The sequence below is a fragment of the Thermogemmatispora argillosa genome, from assembly GCF_059696725.1.
In genome coordinates, this window is record NZ_AP019377.1 from 4,892,887 (window position 1) to 4,910,336 (window position 17,450).

14 protein-coding genes are annotated in these 17,450 nt (G+C 58.1%); 5 read left to right on the forward strand and 9 right to left on the reverse strand.

Annotation, left to right across the window (positions count from 1 at the left end; all coding sequences use genetic code 11):
* Window positions 1–145: 145 nt before the first annotated feature.
* The 6 genes from AC6H1L_RS19155 to AC6H1L_RS19180 form a co-directional block, all read right to left on the reverse strand.
* A complete protein-coding gene (locus AC6H1L_RS19155; RefSeq protein ID WP_497599054.1) occupies window positions 146–1,783 on the reverse strand; it encodes an O-antigen ligase family protein in 1,638 nt (545 codons plus the stop codon).
* A gap of 87 nt (window positions 1,784–1,870) precedes the next feature.
* Window positions 1,871–2,821 carry a UDP-glucuronic acid decarboxylase family protein gene (locus AC6H1L_RS19160; protein WP_497599055.1) on the reverse strand — a complete coding sequence of 317 codons (951 nt, stop codon included), beginning with the start codon at window positions 2,819–2,821 and terminating at the stop codon, window positions 1,871–1,873.
* A gap of 228 nt (window positions 2,822–3,049) precedes the next feature.
* On the reverse strand, window positions 3,050–3,733 hold the full coding sequence (locus tag AC6H1L_RS19165) for a CPBP family intramembrane glutamic endopeptidase (RefSeq protein WP_497599056.1): 684 nt from the start codon (window positions 3,731–3,733) through the stop codon (window positions 3,050–3,052).
* An 80-nt stretch (window positions 3,734–3,813) separates the two neighbouring features.
* Window positions 3,814–4,500, reverse strand: coding sequence for a DUF6483 family protein (locus AC6H1L_RS19170; protein ID WP_497599057.1), 687 nt, complete (start codon window positions 4,498–4,500; stop codon window positions 3,814–3,816).
* 125 nt (window positions 4,501–4,625) lie between these two features.
* The gene (gene gltX, locus AC6H1L_RS19175; protein ID WP_497599058.1) at window positions 4,626–6,137 is read right to left on the reverse strand and encodes a glutamate--tRNA ligase; all 1,512 of its coding nucleotides are present in this window, start codon (window positions 6,135–6,137) and stop codon (window positions 4,626–4,628) included.
* Window positions 6,138–6,831: 694 nt separating this feature from the next.
* A complete protein-coding gene (locus AC6H1L_RS19180; protein WP_052888665.1) occupies window positions 6,832–7,353 on the reverse strand; it encodes a bifunctional nuclease family protein in 522 nt (173 codons plus the stop codon).
* Window positions 7,354–7,747: 394 nt separating this feature from the next.
* On the opposite strand from AC6H1L_RS19180, the gene lexA reads away from it, so the two are divergent.
* From lexA to AC6H1L_RS19195, 3 genes are all read left to right on the forward strand, one after another.
* On the forward strand, window positions 7,748–8,386 hold the full coding sequence (lexA, locus tag AC6H1L_RS19185; RefSeq protein WP_297161883.1) for a transcriptional repressor LexA: 639 nt from the start codon (window positions 7,748–7,750) through the stop codon (window positions 8,384–8,386).
* A gap of 489 nt (window positions 8,387–8,875) precedes the next feature.
* The gene (locus AC6H1L_RS19190; RefSeq protein ID WP_497599059.1) at window positions 8,876–10,162 is read left to right on the forward strand and encodes a hypothetical protein; all 1,287 of its coding nucleotides are present in this window, start codon (window positions 8,876–8,878) and stop codon (window positions 10,160–10,162) included.
* Between the two features lie 155 nt (window positions 10,163–10,317).
* Window positions 10,318–11,271, forward strand: a complete 954-nt coding sequence (locus AC6H1L_RS19195; protein ID WP_497599060.1) for a DedA family protein — start codon at window positions 10,318–10,320, stop codon at window positions 11,269–11,271.
* Window positions 11,272–11,901: 630 nt separating this feature from the next.
* Here the strand turns inward: AC6H1L_RS19195 and AC6H1L_RS19200 are convergent.
* Both AC6H1L_RS19200 and AC6H1L_RS19205 read right to left on the reverse strand, forming a co-directional pair.
* On the reverse strand, window positions 11,902–13,491 hold the full coding sequence (locus AC6H1L_RS19200; protein ID WP_497599061.1) for a chitinase: 1,590 nt from the start codon (window positions 13,489–13,491) through the stop codon (window positions 11,902–11,904).
* Window positions 13,492–13,851: 360 nt separating this feature from the next.
* Window positions 13,852–14,706, reverse strand: coding sequence for a RibD family protein (locus tag AC6H1L_RS19205; RefSeq protein ID WP_497599062.1), 855 nt, complete (start codon window positions 14,704–14,706; stop codon window positions 13,852–13,854).
* Window positions 14,707–15,109: 403 nt separating this feature from the next.
* Here AC6H1L_RS19205 and AC6H1L_RS19210 point away from each other — a divergent pair, with 403 nt between their 5' ends.
* Both AC6H1L_RS19210 and AC6H1L_RS19215 read left to right on the forward strand, forming a co-directional pair.
* Window positions 15,110–15,538 (forward strand): EVE domain-containing protein, encoded by a 429-nt coding sequence (locus AC6H1L_RS19210; RefSeq protein WP_497599063.1) that lies wholly within the window; start codon window positions 15,110–15,112, stop codon window positions 15,536–15,538.
* Between the two features lie 2 nt (window positions 15,539–15,540).
* Window positions 15,541–16,383 (forward strand): aminotransferase class IV, encoded by an 843-nt coding sequence (locus AC6H1L_RS19215; protein ID WP_497599064.1) that lies wholly within the window; start codon window positions 15,541–15,543, stop codon window positions 16,381–16,383.
* Between the two features lie 43 nt (window positions 16,384–16,426).
* Here AC6H1L_RS19215 and AC6H1L_RS19220 read toward each other — a convergent pair whose 3' ends face one another.
* Window positions 16,427–17,065, reverse strand: coding sequence for a helix-hairpin-helix domain-containing protein (locus AC6H1L_RS19220; RefSeq protein ID WP_497599065.1), 639 nt, complete (start codon window positions 17,063–17,065; stop codon window positions 16,427–16,429).
* Between the last annotated feature and the right edge of the window lie 385 nt (window positions 17,066–17,450).

Below are 17,450 nucleotides of genomic sequence, written 5' to 3' on the forward strand. Positions count from 1 at the left end.
ATGAATTCAATCCGCTGCGGTCAGATCTGGCTAGCCACGAAGCCGGCTCATCATTTAGCCCTTGTCCTTCTTTGTCCTTGAGCAAAGGGTCCCTCCTCTGACTAGATGTTTCCTTTTCTGCTAAACGCAAAGCTGACCAGCCTGGTCACGTGCGCGCGGTCGCTATTCGTTCTCCTGCACCAGCGGCCTGACGGGCGTAGGCCTCCTGCTCTCCCTGTGGCGCCTGCTCCGTCACGGCCAAGCGCTCCAAACGCAGGAGCACAATCAACAGCAGCGCCATGAGATTGGCCATCCCCTGCACATAAAGATTATCAACCATGTTGTGTACGAGCACTGTGAGAAGGGCGGCCACGATTCCCAGTGCCAGGGCCTGATCATCGCCAAGCTGTGCGCGCCGTATGCGCCAGCGGCTGAACGGACCAAGCGTCCTGCTGCTGGGTGTCAGACCTTGCTGCAAACCTCGATAGGCCCGGCGCAGACGACGGTAGGCGCGTGCACTAAGCGCGGCAATGACCAGGACAAAGAAAGTGTAGGTGATCAGTCCCACAAGACCCATCTCAGCTGCCACATTGATGAAATAGTTGTGAGCATGTCCCAGGGGAATAACAAAGATGCCGATCGCGTACTGAGGGTAGGCATCGCCATAATTCCCGATACCGACGCCTAGCCAGGGATGATCAAGAAACATATGGATGCCCGCCAGCCAGTGGGCCAATCGCTCTGCCGTTGCATATTGCTGTGAGCTTGGATGCGTAAAGGAGATTTGATTGACCCCAATAAAGTTTAGTAGCGGATTGAAGATGCGCTGAGGAATAACGCCAATTAAGAAGCCTTCTAGCAGAATCCAGAAACCGGTGATGAGCAGGCGCCACCACGGGCGCAAGCCTGGTAAGCCGACGAGCAGAATAAAGAGAGTGGCTGTAATCAAGGCCAACCAGCCGCCACGCGACTGGCTAAAGAACTCTGCCAGTGCCAGCAGCAAGCTGGCCACGGCTGCCAACCAGCGGGTCTGCCTGCGCCCCCCGGCGATTGCCAGAGCTAGAGCGATGGCCAGCGAGAGATTGATATAGCCAGCGTAGGGATTAGGCTGATTGAAGGTACCGTAGACGCGCAGGCTTTCGCCCCGCACGAAGCTCGTAGGGCCGATATTAAACAGCTCCTGGTAGTAGCCGAGTGCCGCCTGCGAGAGGGCCGCCACCAGACTAAGGATCACGATGATCCAGCCCTGGCGCCGCGTGCGGATGTAACTGCTGCCTGCTACCACAATAATCAGCACCTCAATCCACTTAAAAATCTCTTTCAGACTGGATTTGAGGCTGATGGCTACCGTCATAGAAACAAGCATACTGACTAAGAACGCCGCCAGCCCCAGCAGCAAGAGCGGCGGAATGGCCTGCCGCTCATAACTACGTGGTCCGTGAGTCCGGTCGCCGCTACGTAGCACGTGCCCCGCCAACCAGGCGGCAGCGAGCAGCAAGACGAGAATATCGGTGCTGTTAAAGCGCAGCGAGCCAAGGCCGATATAGTCAAGCGCGCCCCAGGGGATACTGAGCGGCAGAAGGTAGAGCGCGACCTGGGGACGCAGCAGGACCCAGACACTGAGGATCAAGTAGAGTGGGAGACGAATATTCCAGGGTGCTGGAAGTGCCAATAGGCAGCCGAGAGTCACACCTGCCCCTATGACGCCAACCAGATTAGCTGCCGTCAGGTAGGAACGCAAAGCCTTTCCGATCCGGGCCAGGTGGGAGGCGTCGGCGCCGGCTCCCTCAGTCAAGGTGCTCAAGCTTCTCATAATCTGCCAAATCGTTCAAACTCAGCCCAGCCCAATGGCGCTAGCTGCCCCTTCTTAACATCGGTGCTCAATCGCCCCTCAGAGAATAGTTGAGAGGGAGCTTTGCTCCTTACTAAACCATTCTATCGTGCGTCGCAAACCCTCCTCCATTGGGACAGTGATCCTCCAGCCCAGGAGGCGGCAAGCCTTTGAGATATCGGGGCGTCGTCGTTCAGGGTCATCAACGCGGGCCGGCTCAAAGACAATGGGTGACGAGGAATGGCAGAGCCGGATAATGGTCTGCGCAAACTCCAGGACCGTATGCTCTTCTGGGTTGCCCAGATTAAAGACCTCGCCGGTTGTCTGCGGCTGAAACATCGCCAACATCAGCCCTTCGACCAGGTCGCTGACATAGCAGATGCTGCGTGTTTTGCTCCCGTCGCCGTAAATCGTCAGCGGCTCATTCCTGAGAGCCTGAGTGATGAAATTGGGAATCATCCGCCCATCGTTCGGCTGGCAGTTGGGGCCGTAGGTGTTAAAGATGCGCACAATGCGGACATCTGTACGATATTGTCGATAAAATTCCATAGTCAATGTCTCACCCAGCCGCTTGCTTTCATCGTAGCAGGCCCGTGGGCCGATTGGATTCACATGGCCCCAGTAGTCTTCACGCTGAGGATGCTCCAGGGGGTCGCCGTAGACCTCTGAAGTGGAGGCGAGCAGAAAGCGCGCCTGCTGGCGCCGAGCCTCTTCCAGCAGAAGGTAGGTGCCCTGGCTATTGACCAGAATCGTTTCAATAGGATGTTCCATATAGCCCACGGGACTAGCCGGGCTGGCCAAATGAAAAATAGCATCCGCCTCAAAAGCAAATGGCTGGGTCACATCATGATAGAGAAAAGTGAAATGAGGGTGATGGCGCAGTTCTGCTATATTTCTTGCTGATCCTGTGATCAGGTTATCCACGCAGAGGACATAATGGCCTGTTTCTAGCAAACGTTTACACAGATGGGAGCCAATAAAGCCCGCTCCACCAGTGACAACGACTCTCAACGAATGAACCTCCAAACCAATAGGGTAGAGACTACTGCTTGGTGAGTCAAGGCAAGGATATCATACTTTCTCCCTGCAAGGGAAGCCACCAGCCTGGGGGCGGCCCAATCGGGGGGTGATTCTCTCTGGACGAGCAGGCTGCCGCTGGGTTGTACCAGAGCCGAGCTGAAGCGCGCGGCGGCGCTCTTACGGCCTGCTCCTTTGTTAGTTACCTGACTGGCCGGCATCTCAAATCGCCCGTTGGCTATGGAATGAGGCTGGCTGGCTCTGGCGTCGGCGCCAGCGTTGATACAAGAACTCATCGCCCCAGCTCAGAAAGCCGCAGGTGGTCAGGCCGTGCACCAGGATCACGCTCAACAAAGACGGAGGGGTGGGTTGCAGCACATAGAGGGTACTGAAAACCATGCCGGCCAGCCCTACGCCTGCCACGCTACGCCAGTTCCAGCCGCCCAGGCGATGATAGAGCGTATACACGAGCGTACTGATCAGCCAGCCCCAGCCGACCCAGCCTGTCCATTGCCATAGCAGACGCAGTAAGAAGCCGCGAAAGAAAAGTTCTTCGGCTGGCGCATTAATAAAGAGATAGTAGGCTGCCTGCAGGAGATGGTCGCTGCGCGTGGGGCGCTGAAAATGCGGTCCAACAATCAGGCTGCGATAGAGCATAGCCAGGAGGGCCATCGCTCCCCCCAGGCTCAGCCCAAGGATAAGCTGGACCGCGGGAGCGGGTGGCAGAAGCAGGCCAAAGGCTGCTGGGGGCCAGTGGGTAAAAGCCAGCCAGAGCAGCGGTATCCCGCTCAGTGGTACAATGCGAATCAGCAGATCAGGCCAAAGCCAGCGCCAGGTTGTGCCCACCGTTGAACGCGGATAAGAGGGCGAGATCTGCTGCTGTTTGGACGTCTCGGCTAACGGCATCGTCTCACCTCGCGGACGGCGTAGGGACCGATCCAATTGGATAGGAAGAAGAAAGCACGCCGCCTATCTGCCTGCTCTGCCTACTCAGAGGAGGGGAGAGAACAGCGGCGTGCCTGTAAGCGTTGCAGGTCTACCAGACCCTCCTCGACCTCCTCGGGCGAGAAATTTCCGGCTTCCAGCTCGGCCTTGCTTTTCGTGCGCAGGCGAGCGTAGAAGGCCTGGCCTTCTTCAAAGATCTCAGGGCTGGCATCGGGAGCCTCTAGAGCTGCAAAGAGAGCATCCTCTGCCTGCGCGTAGCGACCCGTTTTCTCATAATAGAGCATGATGCGAGTCTGCAGAGCGGCGGGCAACTCATAGCGGCTCAGCAACACCAGTAACTCTTCAATCTCCACAAAGAAATCGGACAGACGTGGTTCCTTCTCAAGCAAAATTGCCTCCAGAAAGAGGCGGAGTGAGCGCTGATAGCGAGGAAAACTATCCTCATAGCGCTGCAGATCCTGATAGGTGTCACCCTCTAGCTTGAGAAGCAAAGCGATCCAGAGGCACTTCTCTACATCGAGCAGATCAATACGCTTTACCAGGGCTAGCAGCATCTCCTCCGGAATGGCCACCAGGAAGTCCGAGCTTAAGCCCAGGCTCTGCCGCAGTAGCTCGTCAGTGAGAATCAAGACCTCCTCATGCTGATTTTGCTGGCGCAAGAAGAGCACATGCGCTAAGCTCCGGCTAAACAGCTCGATCAGCCTCAGAATATAATCGCGATTGATCAAGAGACTGACCTCCTTGGTGCGAAAAACGAGGATAGCGAGCAGCGCGCATGCTCATCAGCCTATCCCCTGGGCAGAGGCGGCTGGGCATAGGCCGACCTGGGCCGACCTGGAAGGCGGCAACCAATTCAGGAGAGACGCGCGATTGCTTCGTCGAGACGTTGCAGCGTGCGCTGACGGCCGAGCACCTCCATCATCTGGAAGAGCGGCGGTGAGACCGTGCGGCCACTGACAGCTACCCGAATGGCGCCGAAAAGCTGGCCAGTTTTCAGACCAAGCGTAGTAGCCAAGGCTCGCAGCGGCTCCTCTAACGAGGCGTGTTCCCACTGGTCAAGTCCTGCCAGCACCTCGCGCGTGCGCTCGAGGGCCGTGCGCGTGCTGGTAGCATCCATCTGCTTCTGAATAAGGAGCGCCGGGTCATAATGCAGCTCATCAACATAGAAAAAGTCAACCAGTTGGGCGGCCTCTCCCAACGTCTTTAGCCGCTCTTGCTCCAACTGGAGCACCCGCTGCGTGTAAGCGAAGTCGAGCGGACGGGGAACGCTATCGGGCAAGCCTCCCTCGGCTGCTGGGCGCTCAAGATAGGGCAGAGTGCGGCGCGTCAGTTCCTCTAGCGGCAGTTGACGGATATAGACCCCATTCATCCAGGTCAGTTTATCGGGATCGAGAATACCGCCCGAGACTCCAATACGGTCGAGAGTAAAGACGCGAATCAGCTCCTCGCGAGTGAAAATCTCGGTCTTATCATCGTAGGCCCACCCGAGCAGCGCCAAGAAATTAAAAACCGCCTCTGGCAGATATCCCTGCTTTTGCAGCGTATCCCAGGAGGGGGCATTATGCCGTTTGCTGAGCTTCTTCTTATCCTTGCCCAGCACATTGGGCAAGTGATAGAAGAGCGGTGGCTGCCAGCCCAGCGCCTGGTAAATCTGCACATGGCGCGGAGCGCTTGCGATCCACTCTTCACCACGCAGCACATGCGTGATACCCATCAGATGGTCATCGATGACATTAGCCAGATGGTAAGTTGGATAACCATCCGATTTCAGAATCACAGCGTCGTCGAGATCGGCATTCTTAAAGACGATATCACCATGCAGCTCGTCATGGACGACGGTCTCCCCTTCTAGAGGCATCGCAAAGCGCACCGTCCAGCTATGACCAGCGGCCTCGTAGGCTGCACGCTCTTCAGCGCTGAGGAAGCGGCAACGGCGATCATAGCGCGGAGGAAGTTTCTGAGCCTCCTGCTCCTTGCGCATCTGCTCCAGGCGCTCGGGAGTACAGTAGCAGCGATACGCGTGACCGCTGGCAATCAGTTGATGCGCATACTGCTGATAGAGGGCCTTGCGCTGCGTCTGATAGTAAGGGCCATAGGGGCCACCCACGAGGGGGCCCTCATCGTAGTCTAACCCTAACCACTTCAGTCCCTCAATCAAATAGCTTACCGCGCCCTCGACCGTGCGGTTCAGATCAGTATCTTCGATGCGCAGAATAAAGGTGCCACCACTATGGCGAGCGAATAACCAGCTAAAGAGGGCGGTCCGATAACCGCCAATATGTTGAAAGCCAGTGGGACTCGGTGCAAAGCGTAACCGTGGAGCAGGTGTCGCTTTCGCTTCTTTCTGCTCCTCCTGCATAGGCATGTCGGACTGAATCATAGGCGGCGATAGGCTCTCCTCTTTCTCGGCTAGGAACGGCCCCATTGTACCATACCTGGCAACAGGAGGTAAGGGCCTCGGGAATCGGGCGAAGGATGTAAACGAGAGACACCAGAAAAATAAGCTCTCGGGCCTCGTCGGCGCTCCTCTAATGGCGGTATGTTGGCCCAGAACGGGAGATTCCTGGCAGAGGAAGCCATGACAGCCCGGCTACGCTGCGCCGGGTGAGGCCGTGGCTACGACCTTGAACGCGCGCAGGCGACAAAGCCAGGCCTATAGAGGGAAGAAGGTAAAAAGCACCCCTCACAGCACCTGCGGGAGGCTGCGCCTCTTACTTCTTTTGCAATATAACATCTTTCAAATACTAGATTAAAGGACAGGCGATCGACCATTCTTTAGAATGATCGACCATCATTGTCCTACGCTGCTCAGGGATGAGGGATAACTGCTATTCGCCTCACTCCCTTCATGAGGAAGACAAGCCGGGCCGCAAGAGCGAGGGCCTACGCGCTGAGCAGAGCGGAGCAAAGCACTGCGCATAACGCTCTTTTGTCAGCGGAGGAAAGCCGAGCAGAGCCTTCACCGCATCGCATAGCCGCTCAAGCCTTGAGCGAGCGGAGGGCGAGACCCACTACGCTGAGATGGGCCGGAAGAGGCTGCGGCGGGACGGCAGGTGAGATCAGTCCTTACCGAACTCGTCCAGCACATCGAGGCTATTAATGAAGTCGCGATAGGCCTCCAAGTTATCCGGCTCTGGCTCCTTCTTCGGAGGGGTCTTGGGCAAGCTCTGCTCCTCGCTGGTCTCAGGCGTGACACCGGCGCGCTCCAGCACACTCTCCTCGACGTAGATCGGAGCCTTGGCACGAATAGCCAGCGCGATCGCATCGCTTGGGCGGGCGTCGATCTCCACATGCCTGCCGTCGGCATCCAAGATGATGCGGGCGTAGAAGATATCGTCGATCAAGTCAGAGATCACGACGCTCATAATCTTCGCGCCCAGCTCGGTGATCACATTCTTGAGCAGGTCATGGGTCAAAGGCCGTGGAGAGCTGGCTCCCTGCAGCTCGATGGCAATCGCATAGGCTTCCGCATGCGCTATCCAGATGAAGAGATAGCGCTCCTGCCTTAGCGCCTTTAGGATGACTACCCGTTGCTGTGTCGCCAGATTTATGCGTACACTCTCAACTGTCATTTCAACCATGTGTCTCTGACTCCCTCTTTCATGGCCGGTTCCGCGAGTGTCCGACGCCTTTATTGTACATCTATCTACGGCTCTGGCGCAAATCGCTTGCCCTCGTCTCGCTGGCTACGGTCAGGACAGGAAAGGAGCAGGCGCTACCTGGCTACGACCCGCCATCGCCTCCCCTCGTCGGATAGTATAGCAAAGACTAGCGGCTATTCCAAGGGGCTTCCTCCCCCTGGATATGGCCCGGCCCGCTCGTGATCATCCCTGAAAGGCTGTTCCGAAAATACGTTCCAGAAAAAGCTTGACTTGTCTTACCCTGTCTGATATCATTGACTCGAATAGCCGTTCTACTCTTGACAGCGATAGAGTGTATAGAACGGGTTTTTGGAGAAAGGCAGGAACCTGGATTATGCCTGAACCACTAGGCGAGTTCCAGCGGCGCATGTTGGAATTCATCGTGAATTACATTCGCCGGGAAGGAATGCCCCCAACCAATCGTGAGATCGGCAAGGCCATGAAGATCGCGAGCACTGGCCATGTCGACTATCACCTGAGCATGCTGGAGAAACGTGGCTACATTATCCGTGAGGCGAAGAAGAGCCGCGGTATTAAGCTAACCAGGCATCCCTGGGGCATTCCTGTCGAGGGGACCATTGCCGCTGGCGAGCCAATCGAGATTTTCTCAGAGCCGGATCAGACGATCGAGGTGGGGCATGGCGTTGATCCCGAGAGCAGCTTTGCGCTGATTGTCCGCGGCCAGTCGATGATTGAAGACCATATCTGCGATGGCGATTATGTGGTAATTAAGCGCCAGCGGACCTGCGAAAATGGGGATATCGTGGTGGCTGTTCACCTGGTAGAGGGTACGCCTGGCAAGGCTACCCTGAAGCGCTTCTTCTTGGAGAAGGAGCAGGTTCGCCTGCAGCCAGCAAATGCTGAGCTGGAGCCGATCTACATCCCGCGCGACGAGTGGGACCGTGAGTGGGAGATTCAGGGCAAGGTGATTGCCATCGTGCGCCACTACGGAGGCCCGGGACGCGCTGCCTAGGTCAAATCGTTCTCGCCTGGCCTGCTTCGCTACGCTTGTTCTAACAGGAAACTGTGGCTCTCGCTCCTTCTCTCTCCGGTCCTGTCCCGCCTGGTTGGAAGCGCTGGCCTTCCTCTGAAGAACAAAGGTTGTTAAGTGGCCTGCAAAGCTGAGGACGCGCATATCCTGCCGTGCCGCGTCCTCTTCTTTTCTCTCAGGGCTGCTCTGCCTCCTGCCAAGGAGGTCCAAGGAGCGGCTAACTCTCTCCCTCGCCGGGGCGGTCTGCGCTGCCTGGCTTTTCCTTTTCCATCTCCAAGACGCGCCTGCTAGCGCGCTTCTTGCCAAGAAATCCCGTCGCTGTTATACTGTCACTAAAGATGATAAGCTCATACCCAGGCCGGGTTTTTGAGAAGGGAGGCATGGCCCTTGAGGGGCAGGTCATGCTCTTTTTTCGTCATGCTCTCGCCTGTACTGAGGAGAACTTCTGCTTGCTGAAAGGACACACTTCCTATGAGAGCTGCCGCCGTGGCATTCGTGCTGGTTGCTGGAGCTGCCGTGGTCCTGTGGTTCGGGAATACCTTGAATTCCTGGGTGCTTGGTGGCCTAATAGGTGGATTGGCAGCCTTACTGCTTAGTATCCCCATTTCTCTCTCTCTCTTCTCTTTTCTTTCTCGGCGTCATGATGAGTACTTCCGGGCTGAGTTACAGGCCCGCATGGCTCTCGAAACAGCGCATCAGTTGCCTTCTCCTTTACCTACACGAGCCGCCCGTCAGAGATTGCTCGCTGAAGTGGAGGGTTGGCGGGGAGAATCGCGCTCTCCCCGTGTTGCTGCTGACGATGACTTGCTGGCCGAAGGAGAAGAAGAATGGGAGTTCGCTGAAGGGGGGGACGAGGCTGATTCGAATGATGGCTATGTCACCTTCGATGATGAGGAGCCAGAAGAGGCGAGCATGAACAGCCGGAGACCGGCTTCTATTCCGCTCTCATCGCGTCTATCCCGTTCATTATCACCAGAGTTTCCGGCTCGCGCTTCCTCTTCTGCTTCGCCAAAGTCTCGCTTGACCGGACGCAACTCTGCTACGCTCCATCCTCAGACGCGTGCTGAGGGCCTGCGGGCTCAGCCTCAGCCGGGAGGATCTCGCCTTGCTTCCCCGTCGGCTGGCCCGGCCTACCCTGGTGTGCCGCGCACTCAAGCCAGCGTTCAGCGCCGTCAGAGCCAGTACTTTGCTGAGGCGCTGCGCACTGCGCGCCTGGAGGCCTTGCGTCAGCAGGAAGAGGCCCTTGATGAAGAGAATGTTGAGGTCTCAGCGATGCTTCCGCCGCCACCGCCCCGGTTGGCGGCGCGTCGTTCTGCGGCCTTGTCTGGACAGTTGTCTACATCTACTGCGGGTTTGCCTGCCTCCGCCTCGCCACGTCAGCCACAGCGCTCACAATCTCTTGCGAAGCCAGAGCGCACTGCCGCTACACCCTCCCAGATGGCTGGGCGCCGGCCTCCGCTGCCCTTAGAGGCTGATGAGGTCTATGGCGACTCAATGGCTATTACACGTGCTGAGCGGGAAACCTTTGCTCCCTTGGTCTCTGCTGACGGTGACGGTCGGGGGCAGGGGCGCCTCACGGGGGAGCAGCGTCTCTTGCGTGGCTCTCCCTCGGGAAGTTTGAGGAATCCTCTGGTGCGTCGTCCTCCTTATCTTTACGAGGATGACCCTCTGCGCGCGGAGCTGAGCCAGTTCGCTGAGGAGCCGATTACCCGCCGTTCTTCTCGCCTTCGACGTTTCCCTGCTTCTGATGAAGCCTAGGTTGGGTATGTGAGGGAGGCTGATGCTAGCAGCCATATTGGCTGGCCAGGTCCCGGGGCAAAGAGGCGTTGGTACCCCCTCCCTGGCGTCTAGCCAGTGAGTGTGCTAGGATTGGGCAAAAGTGCAGGAGCTTGCCTTACGAAGGAGGCTGTGTTTTGCTGAATCATTTGATCGAAGCTCTGACCAGCTTGATCACGAATCTCTATGTTTCGACGGGCCTGGTGGGGATCATCGTGGCAATGGCTATTGAAAGCTGCTGCATTCCCTTGCCCAGTGAGATCGTTATGCCTCTGGCAGGCGTGATGCTGGCTCAAGGCAGGTTGCTCCCCGGGCTTCATCCCTGGTTAGCTCTGCTATTAGTAGCTCTGTCCGGAGCCCTCGGTTGCCTGCTCGGCTCTATGTTGGCTTATGCCATTGGAGCCTCTGGCGGCCGCCCCTTGATGCTGAAGTACGGTCGCTATGTCTTGATCTCGCAGCACGACGCCGATAAGGCAGACGAGTTCTTTAGACGCTGGGGAAGTGCGACTACCTTCTTTTCTCGCCTGCTACCGGTCGTTCGCACCTACATTTCGCTGCCCGCCGGTATTACAAAGATGCCGTTTGGGCGCTTCTGCCTCTACACTTTCTTGGGGTCGTTGCCCTGGTGCCTGGCCCTCGCGTATGCTGGCACGGTCCTGGGGAATCATCTCGATACGCTGGCCCCGATCTTCCACAGCCTCGATGGCGTCATCGTTCTGGCTTTCCTCGTGCTGGTAGTACTCTATATCTGGCGACATATTCGCAATGATCGTCGCGCTCGGGCTGCCCATGCGACTGCTGCCCAACAGCCGCCACTGCAGGCTGGTTCTGACGAGCAGCGGTGGTCAGCAGCTCCTCAGCAGGCTACTCCTCCTTGGGGACAGCCTCTGTCGCAGCCGCAGGCGATGCCGACCTGGCCGCCTTCCTCCGTTCCGTCTTCTTCTCCACCGGCGTCACAGTTTGTTCCTCCCTCTCAGCTTCCCCGGCAGGCTCCGCCGGTGCAGGGGCAAGCCTGGGTCGGGCAGGATTATCGTCCGCATTGGCCTGCAGAGGGGCAGACCGGTCCTGCGGGACCATATCCCCGTCAGTAGCAGGCGAGTAGCGCAAGACAGGCAGATTTCCGGCAGCCGGTAGGGCTTCTTGCCCAGGCCGGCTTTTTTGCCGGTTATGGGTGATATGGAGGTGGCGGCCTGTGGCCTGCAGAGCGCAGGACCTGCCATGCGGGTGAGAGGCAGGGCTGCGATCGCTGGCGGACAAGCAGACAGGTGTCGCCACTAGCTCAGGCTCGGGGCGCTGCTGGCTAGTTGGTCAGGCTGATCCGGGGGGAGATCAACGCCTGGGAGTGCTGGTCGGAGGAACGGGGGTGGGGGAGATCCTCCCAGGCGTTGATCTTGACAGCAGGAACCATAGGGGTCTGTCTGCTTCCTATAATAGGGAGAAGAAATCAAAAAATCCTAAGCCAATTTCAAAGATTCTGTAAAGAATTCAGTCTTGGCCAGAGGGCCGCCTGTCTGCTTGCCAGGCTGGTCCGGCAGACCTCTATTGCCCTCTGCTGTCATCTGGTCACGCTGGAGGAACTCAGCTGTGGTCTCGATGGCTGAAAGCGCGGGGCGGGCTGGCGGTGGGCTCAGTAGCAAGACCGGAGGGCACCGGCTCATAGTCAGCGGTGCCCTCCGGCTGAGAGGAGGGGAAAGGCGAGTGCTCAAGCGCTCGCTGTTGGACTAGGGCAGGCTGCTGAGATGGGGTCCTACGGTGTTAGCAAAGGCGTAGCCATTAGAGGCGTCCCAGTTAATTGACCAGGTCATAGCACCCCGCAAAGCCGGGTAGGTGGTCGAAGGCTTGAAGCTCGCGCAGTTAGTGCCTTGGCTGAGGCAATCAAGGGCCGCGTTGACCACCGAGGGGGCAACATAGCCGCCCCCCGCGGCTGAGGGCGAGGCTGGTAGCCCAAGACCAACCTGATCGGGGCGCAGTCCTCCTTGCAACTGGATGCAGGCTAAGGCAGTGATAAAGTCTTCGCTGCCCTCAGCGTAGACTTTGCCATCGCATCCGTTCATTGTTCCTGAGTTGTAATACTGAGTATTGACGAGCGTCAGAATATCTTTGATGCTCAGGGCGAGCTGGAAGTAGGCGCCCGCCGTCGACTGCATGTCAATCGTCTGGGGAGCCAGGGTAATGATCAGGTTAGGCCCGGCGAGGGCAGAGAGCTGGCGCAGAGCGCTGGCCAGGTAGGTTGGATTGATCCCATTTTCGAGATCAATATCGACCCCATCGAAGCCGTAGGTGGTCATGAGCTGGTAGACGCTGTTAGCGAAGTTGCTAGCGCTCGTTGCATCATTAACCGTAACAGTTCCGTTCTGTCCCCCAACAGAGATAATGACCTTTTTCCCTTGAGCGTGCAGCGTGGCAATATCGCTGATAAACTGGCTGGTCGTGTACCCACCCAGAGCTGAGGAGAGTCCGGGGTCGATGCTGAAGGTGACACCGCCCGGGCGGGAGGGATCAGCGTCGGCAAAGGCCACGGCGATCAGGTTGTAATAGGAATTGACGGCACTTAACCGGAGCGGGGTGGCTCCGTTAGTGAAGTCCTGCCAGTAGCCAGTGAGGATATGGCGGGGAAGACTACCGCCGCAGTTTGGGCAAGGCGTGGGGGTGGGGGTAGGGGCAGCCGTACTGGTAGGTGCGGGCGTGGGGGTCGGTGCTGAGGTTGGCGTCGGGCTTGGGGTGGGAGTCGCGCCAGGGGTGCTGCTGGCAGTGGGAGATGGAGTCGCGGTCGCGCTGCCGGCGGGCCCGCTCAGGCTGACGTCGTCCACATAAACGCTGCCCTGCAAATACCACCCGTGCACATAGATCGTGACGCTGGTGGTCGAGGCCCCAGTAGTAAAGGAAACACTGAGCTGAGTATAGCTGCTACTACTAGTCCAGTTGCTGGCTCCTCCGTTGATGCCGAGATAGGCATAGGGTCCGTTGACGTAGGCACTAAGCGTATAGCTGCTGTTGGGCTGTACGCTGATGGTTTGGGTACATTGCCCAGTGGTGGAAGCTGTAGGGTTCATCTGCAGAGCGTAGCTTCCACTGTGCACCGGTGCGGTCACAACGGTGTCACCGGGGTCGCAGGTCCAACCGCTGAGGTTGCCGCTTTCAAAGCCAGGGTTAGTGACGAGGTTGCTGCCTGCTGCGAAGACCTCGCTGGTCCAGCGCAGGAAAAGAGCCACTGCAAGGCCACTGGTGATCAGGAACACCGAGAGAAGCAGCAGCAGGAAGCGGCGTTGCAGAGGAGGGAGTGACCTGACCTTGGGTAGACTCCTGGGCATGGTAATGGCTTATCCTCCTTGCCTTGAGATGCTCAAACAGCCGCAGGCTGTTTGGTGCCGCGGCAGGGCATCGCGGCCTCATGCCTGCAACCTGCCCTCTAGATGAGCGCTAGATAGGCAGGTCGTGCCCTGCCAGCAGATCCTTCATCATCAATGATAGCCAGGTGTAATCATATCGTCAAGATGTCTAGACCACTTTGGGGAGAAGGCAAGCGGTGTCAGGCCTGAGCCGAGCACTGGCTGAGCTTGCCGAGAGAGGTCTGGCTCAGAGGCAAGCTCAGATGGGTAGGCTGTGACGCTCTTTCATCTTTAGCTGGTTTAGCGGAGAGGGTGATCGACAGAGGACAGAGCGTGCTAGGGCTAGGACGCTGGTGCTGGTCGTTTCATGCGGTAACGCAGAAAGAGATAGCTGTCTGCCCGTTTCACGCTAAGCAGTGTGCCCCAGCGCGGATCAGCGGGCAGAAAGAGCTGGCCTGAGACGAAGCCGGGGCGCTGCTCTCTATCATCGCGACCAGCCAGTTGCGGGGCCAGGGTGAGAAACAGCTCATCGATCAGCCCTTCTGCCAAAAAGCGGCCCATCAGCTGCGGACCGCCCTCCACAAGAAGGCGCCGGCAGGGCTGCCAGCGGCTCAGCGTCTCCACGACCTGACGCGCCGACAAAGGTCCCTGCTCGCTGGCAACAAGTACGCCCAGCGTGGGCGGAAGAGCTTGCTGTTGCAAGCGAGCGTGACCTTGAGCGCTAGTAATCAGCACTGAGCTGATAGCGGTCTCCTGAAAGAGCGGCAGGCTGAGATCAATGTGGCCGCTGCTACTGACGATTACATTCAGTGGCTGTGGTGCCAGGCCTAATTGCTGACGTAGCTGGCGGTATTCTGCAGCCAGAGGAGGATAAATATAGTCTGGGGTCCAGCGATGTTCACGGGCGTCGCGAAGCGTTCCCGCACCGACAATCACTGCATCGGCGCAGGCGCGCAGCAGTCCCATAACCATATGATCATGCTCACTGCCGCCGCTAATATCCAGGCTTTCCCCGTTGGCGTGGGCGACAGCTACGCCATCGAGCGTCTCGACGAAATTACTTATAATATAGGGATGATATTCAGGGACGGCAGGAAAGGCAAGTGACCCGTAGAGATGGGCTAAGCCTGGGGGCAGTGGCACCGCCTGGCCGCCTACCTGCTCAAAGAGCGTCTGTAGCGGTGATAATGTTTGCATGACTTGTGAGCTGCCCTCTTTCTTTAGCTGATCTAGCTAACTCTATTCCTAAATTATCACATCGAGCCTTCTGGCCACAGAGACTGAGCCTGACAAGCCCTGGTCTCCCCTCCTCTTTTTGTAGCACGTCCTGCGGCCTGTCGAGGAGACGAGACTATTAAGCTGCTCGCCTTCGTCGTCATGCCCCTGATGTAGGATCAACCATTGCTATGGTGATCTACTGGTTCTTGCAAGTCGTGCTATGCTGGACAGTGTTTACAGGCGGGGCCAGCTATGATATGCTCTCTCTGGCTCACTGACGGTTGTGGGCTGAGGGAGATAGGGGCCTGGAGTGGTGCTCAGGTTGACGCGATGGAGCCAACTCAAACAGAGGTTGGGGAAAAGAGAAGGGCGAAAGCTGCTTATGGCCTATTTTCTGGTGAAGACTGAGCCTGCAGATTACAGCGTGGACGATCTCGAGCGTGAGCAGCGCACTGTCTGGGATGGGGTCCGCAATCCCCAGGCGGTGCGCTTCATCGCGCAGATGCGCCCTGGGGATTGGGTGCTGCTTTACCATAGCGGAGTCCAGGCGGCGCTAGTTGGCCTGGCCCGCGTGGTTTCCTGGCCACGTCCCGACCCTGCTGATCAGAGAAGTCAGGTTGTTGACATCGAGTTTGTGCGTCGCCTGGTGCGCCCCGTCACGTTGCGTGAGATCAAGGAAAGCCGGCTCTTTACTGATTGGAGCCTGGTGCGGCAGCCGCGTCTCTCAGTCATGCCTGTGCCGGAGCGCTTCAGGCATTGGTTACGCGAACAGGGTCTGCTCGATCCTACAGAAGAGGAGGGCTTGGGATAGCTATGGAACAGCAGCCAGTCTGGTATGTTGATGGACGCTGGGTTCACCCCCAAGAGGCCTGTATCCCGCTGACCGACGTGGCTATTCTGCGCGGCTATAGCGTCTTTGAGTCGCTGCGCACCTATGATCGCCGTCCCTTTCGTCTCGCTGATCATCTTGATCGCCTCTACCATTCAGCGGAACTGATCGATCTGGCGATCCCCTACACGCGGCAGGAGATTCGGGCTGTGCTAGAGGAGATCATTCGCCGCAACGCCTTTCGTCATGCCTCACTGCGCATTCTGGTGACTGGAGGCTCTAGCGAAGATGGCGTTCTCCCCTCGGGAAAGCCCTTGCTGGCGGTCATGATTACTCCCTTGCCCGAGCGTGACCTGGAGGCCTTCAAGCGCGGACTCCGCTTGATTACCTGTCGCTTGCAGCGGGAGGCGCCGGAGGCCAAAACGACTAACTATATCGCTGCAGTGCGGGCCCTCAAAGAGGCGGCGCGCCGCGGCGCCGCAGATGCACTCTTTGTCAACGAGCAGGGGTACGTTCTGGAAGGAACGCGCAGCAACTTCTTTGTCTTCCGAGGTGATACGCTGATCACGCCGCGTGAGGGCATCCTGCCGGGCGTGACTCGTACGGTGGTTCTGGAACTGGCCCGGGATCGTTTCGCGATCGAGGAGCGGCCCATCGCTCTCTCCGAGTTGTCGTCAGTCGATGAGGCCTTTCTGACCGCTTCATCAAAGGAAATCATGCCGGTGGTGCAGATCGACGACCTGGTAGTTGGGACGGGCCAGGCGGGACCGCGTACCTGGGAGCTGGAACAGCGCTTTATTGCCCTGGTCGAACAGGGACGCTTTTAGCTGAGTAGGCCTCGCTTTGCGGCTGGCGGGGCAAACCGTTCGCTCAAGCCGCTCCTCCAAGGCTAACCGGTTGATCTGGCTCCTGTTGCTGAAGTGCTTGCGCGGCGGCTTGCTTCAGACGCAGCTCGCTGCGGGGACCAAAGCCGGGCAAGCGTTGCAGCCGCTGCTCGCTGGCTGCCTGCCACAGTTTCTCGGCAGAGTCGATGCCTAATTCTTCATAGAGCCTCAGAGCAGTGCGTGGTCCGATATGGGCAATGGCCAGAAGACGGCGCGCTCCGGCTGGCAGGCCCTGGGGCAAGAGATCATAGGAAAACGTCAAGGTGCCGCGCTGCAGCAGCTCCCTGATATGGGCCTGCATGCGGCGCCCCAGGCCCTCAATGGGTAGTGGCTCGCCCCGCGCGGCAAGCTCCGCAATTGGCTCCCGCAGAGCAAGGATCGCCCGAGCCGCATTGCGATAGGCCTGAATGCGGTAAGGATTACCATGCTGTAGCTCAAGCAAATCGGCGACGCTGGCCAGCACTTCAGCAAGCTGGCGATTGCTATGGATAGGCCGCTGCTCTTTCTTCGTCGGCTCTGGCTCCAGCCCGGGCAGCGTTGGTTGCTCCACTCCGCGGCGCCGCTGGATAGCCCTGCTCGGCAGTACCTCGATGGTCTGGGTCAACTTGAGAAGGTGATGCGTCATACTGCTTATACCCCCTGACACTGCTGGGATTCTCTCTTATTCATCGGAAGGACTATGATTCACTCTTTCTTTCTTTTCTGCCCGGCTATCCCCCAATCGGCAGCGTCGCAGAAGGCTGTCCTGGCTGTTGGCGACTCGTTGCTCTCCTGCTCCTTGCTGTCTTCGTGAAGTGGTAACTAGAAAATCTGTTCGAGACAGTATAGCACAAAAAGAACGGCCATGCAAAGGGCTGAGGAGTGAGACGTAAAGAAAGAAGACCGAATCACCCCTGGTGCGGTCTTCTTTCTTTCATCAACTCAGCGTGCCCGCTGCGAACGCCTGTCCTTTTGCCTCCTGGTCCGATGTGAGGGTAGGCTACCGTCGATTGGCCATCAAACCAGGACCG

Coding starts and splice junctions, on each gene's coding strand:
- AC6H1L_RS19200 (WP_497599061.1), bottom strand. CDS start 13,491: ATGCCCAGGAGTCTACCCAAGGTCAGGTCACTCCCTCCTCTGCAACGC.
- AC6H1L_RS19165 (WP_497599056.1), bottom strand. CDS start 3,733: ATGCCGTTAGCCGAGACGTCCAAACAGCAGCAGATCTCGCCCTCTTAT.
- AC6H1L_RS19205 (WP_497599062.1), bottom strand. CDS start 14,706: ATGCAAACATTATCACCGCTACAGACGCTCTTTGAGCAGGTAGGCGGC.
- AC6H1L_RS19220 (WP_497599065.1), bottom strand. CDS start 17,065: ATGACGCATCACCTTCTCAAGTTGACCCAGACCATCGAGGTACTGCCG.
- AC6H1L_RS19215 (WP_497599064.1), top strand. CDS start 15,541: ATGGAACAGCAGCCAGTCTGGTATGTTGATGGACGCTGGGTTCACCCC.
- AC6H1L_RS19210 (WP_497599063.1), top strand. CDS start 15,110: ATGGCCTATTTTCTGGTGAAGACTGAGCCTGCAGATTACAGCGTGGAC.
- AC6H1L_RS19190 (WP_497599059.1), top strand. CDS start 8,876: ATGAGAGCTGCCGCCGTGGCATTCGTGCTGGTTGCTGGAGCTGCCGTG.
- lexA (WP_297161883.1), top strand. CDS start 7,748: ATGCCTGAACCACTAGGCGAGTTCCAGCGGCGCATGTTGGAATTCATC.
- gltX (WP_497599058.1), bottom strand. CDS start 6,137: ATGCCTATGCAGGAGGAGCAGAAAGAAGCGAAAGCGACACCTGCTCCA.
- AC6H1L_RS19180 (WP_052888665.1), bottom strand. CDS start 7,353: ATGGTTGAAATGACAGTTGAGAGTGTACGCATAAATCTGGCGACACAG.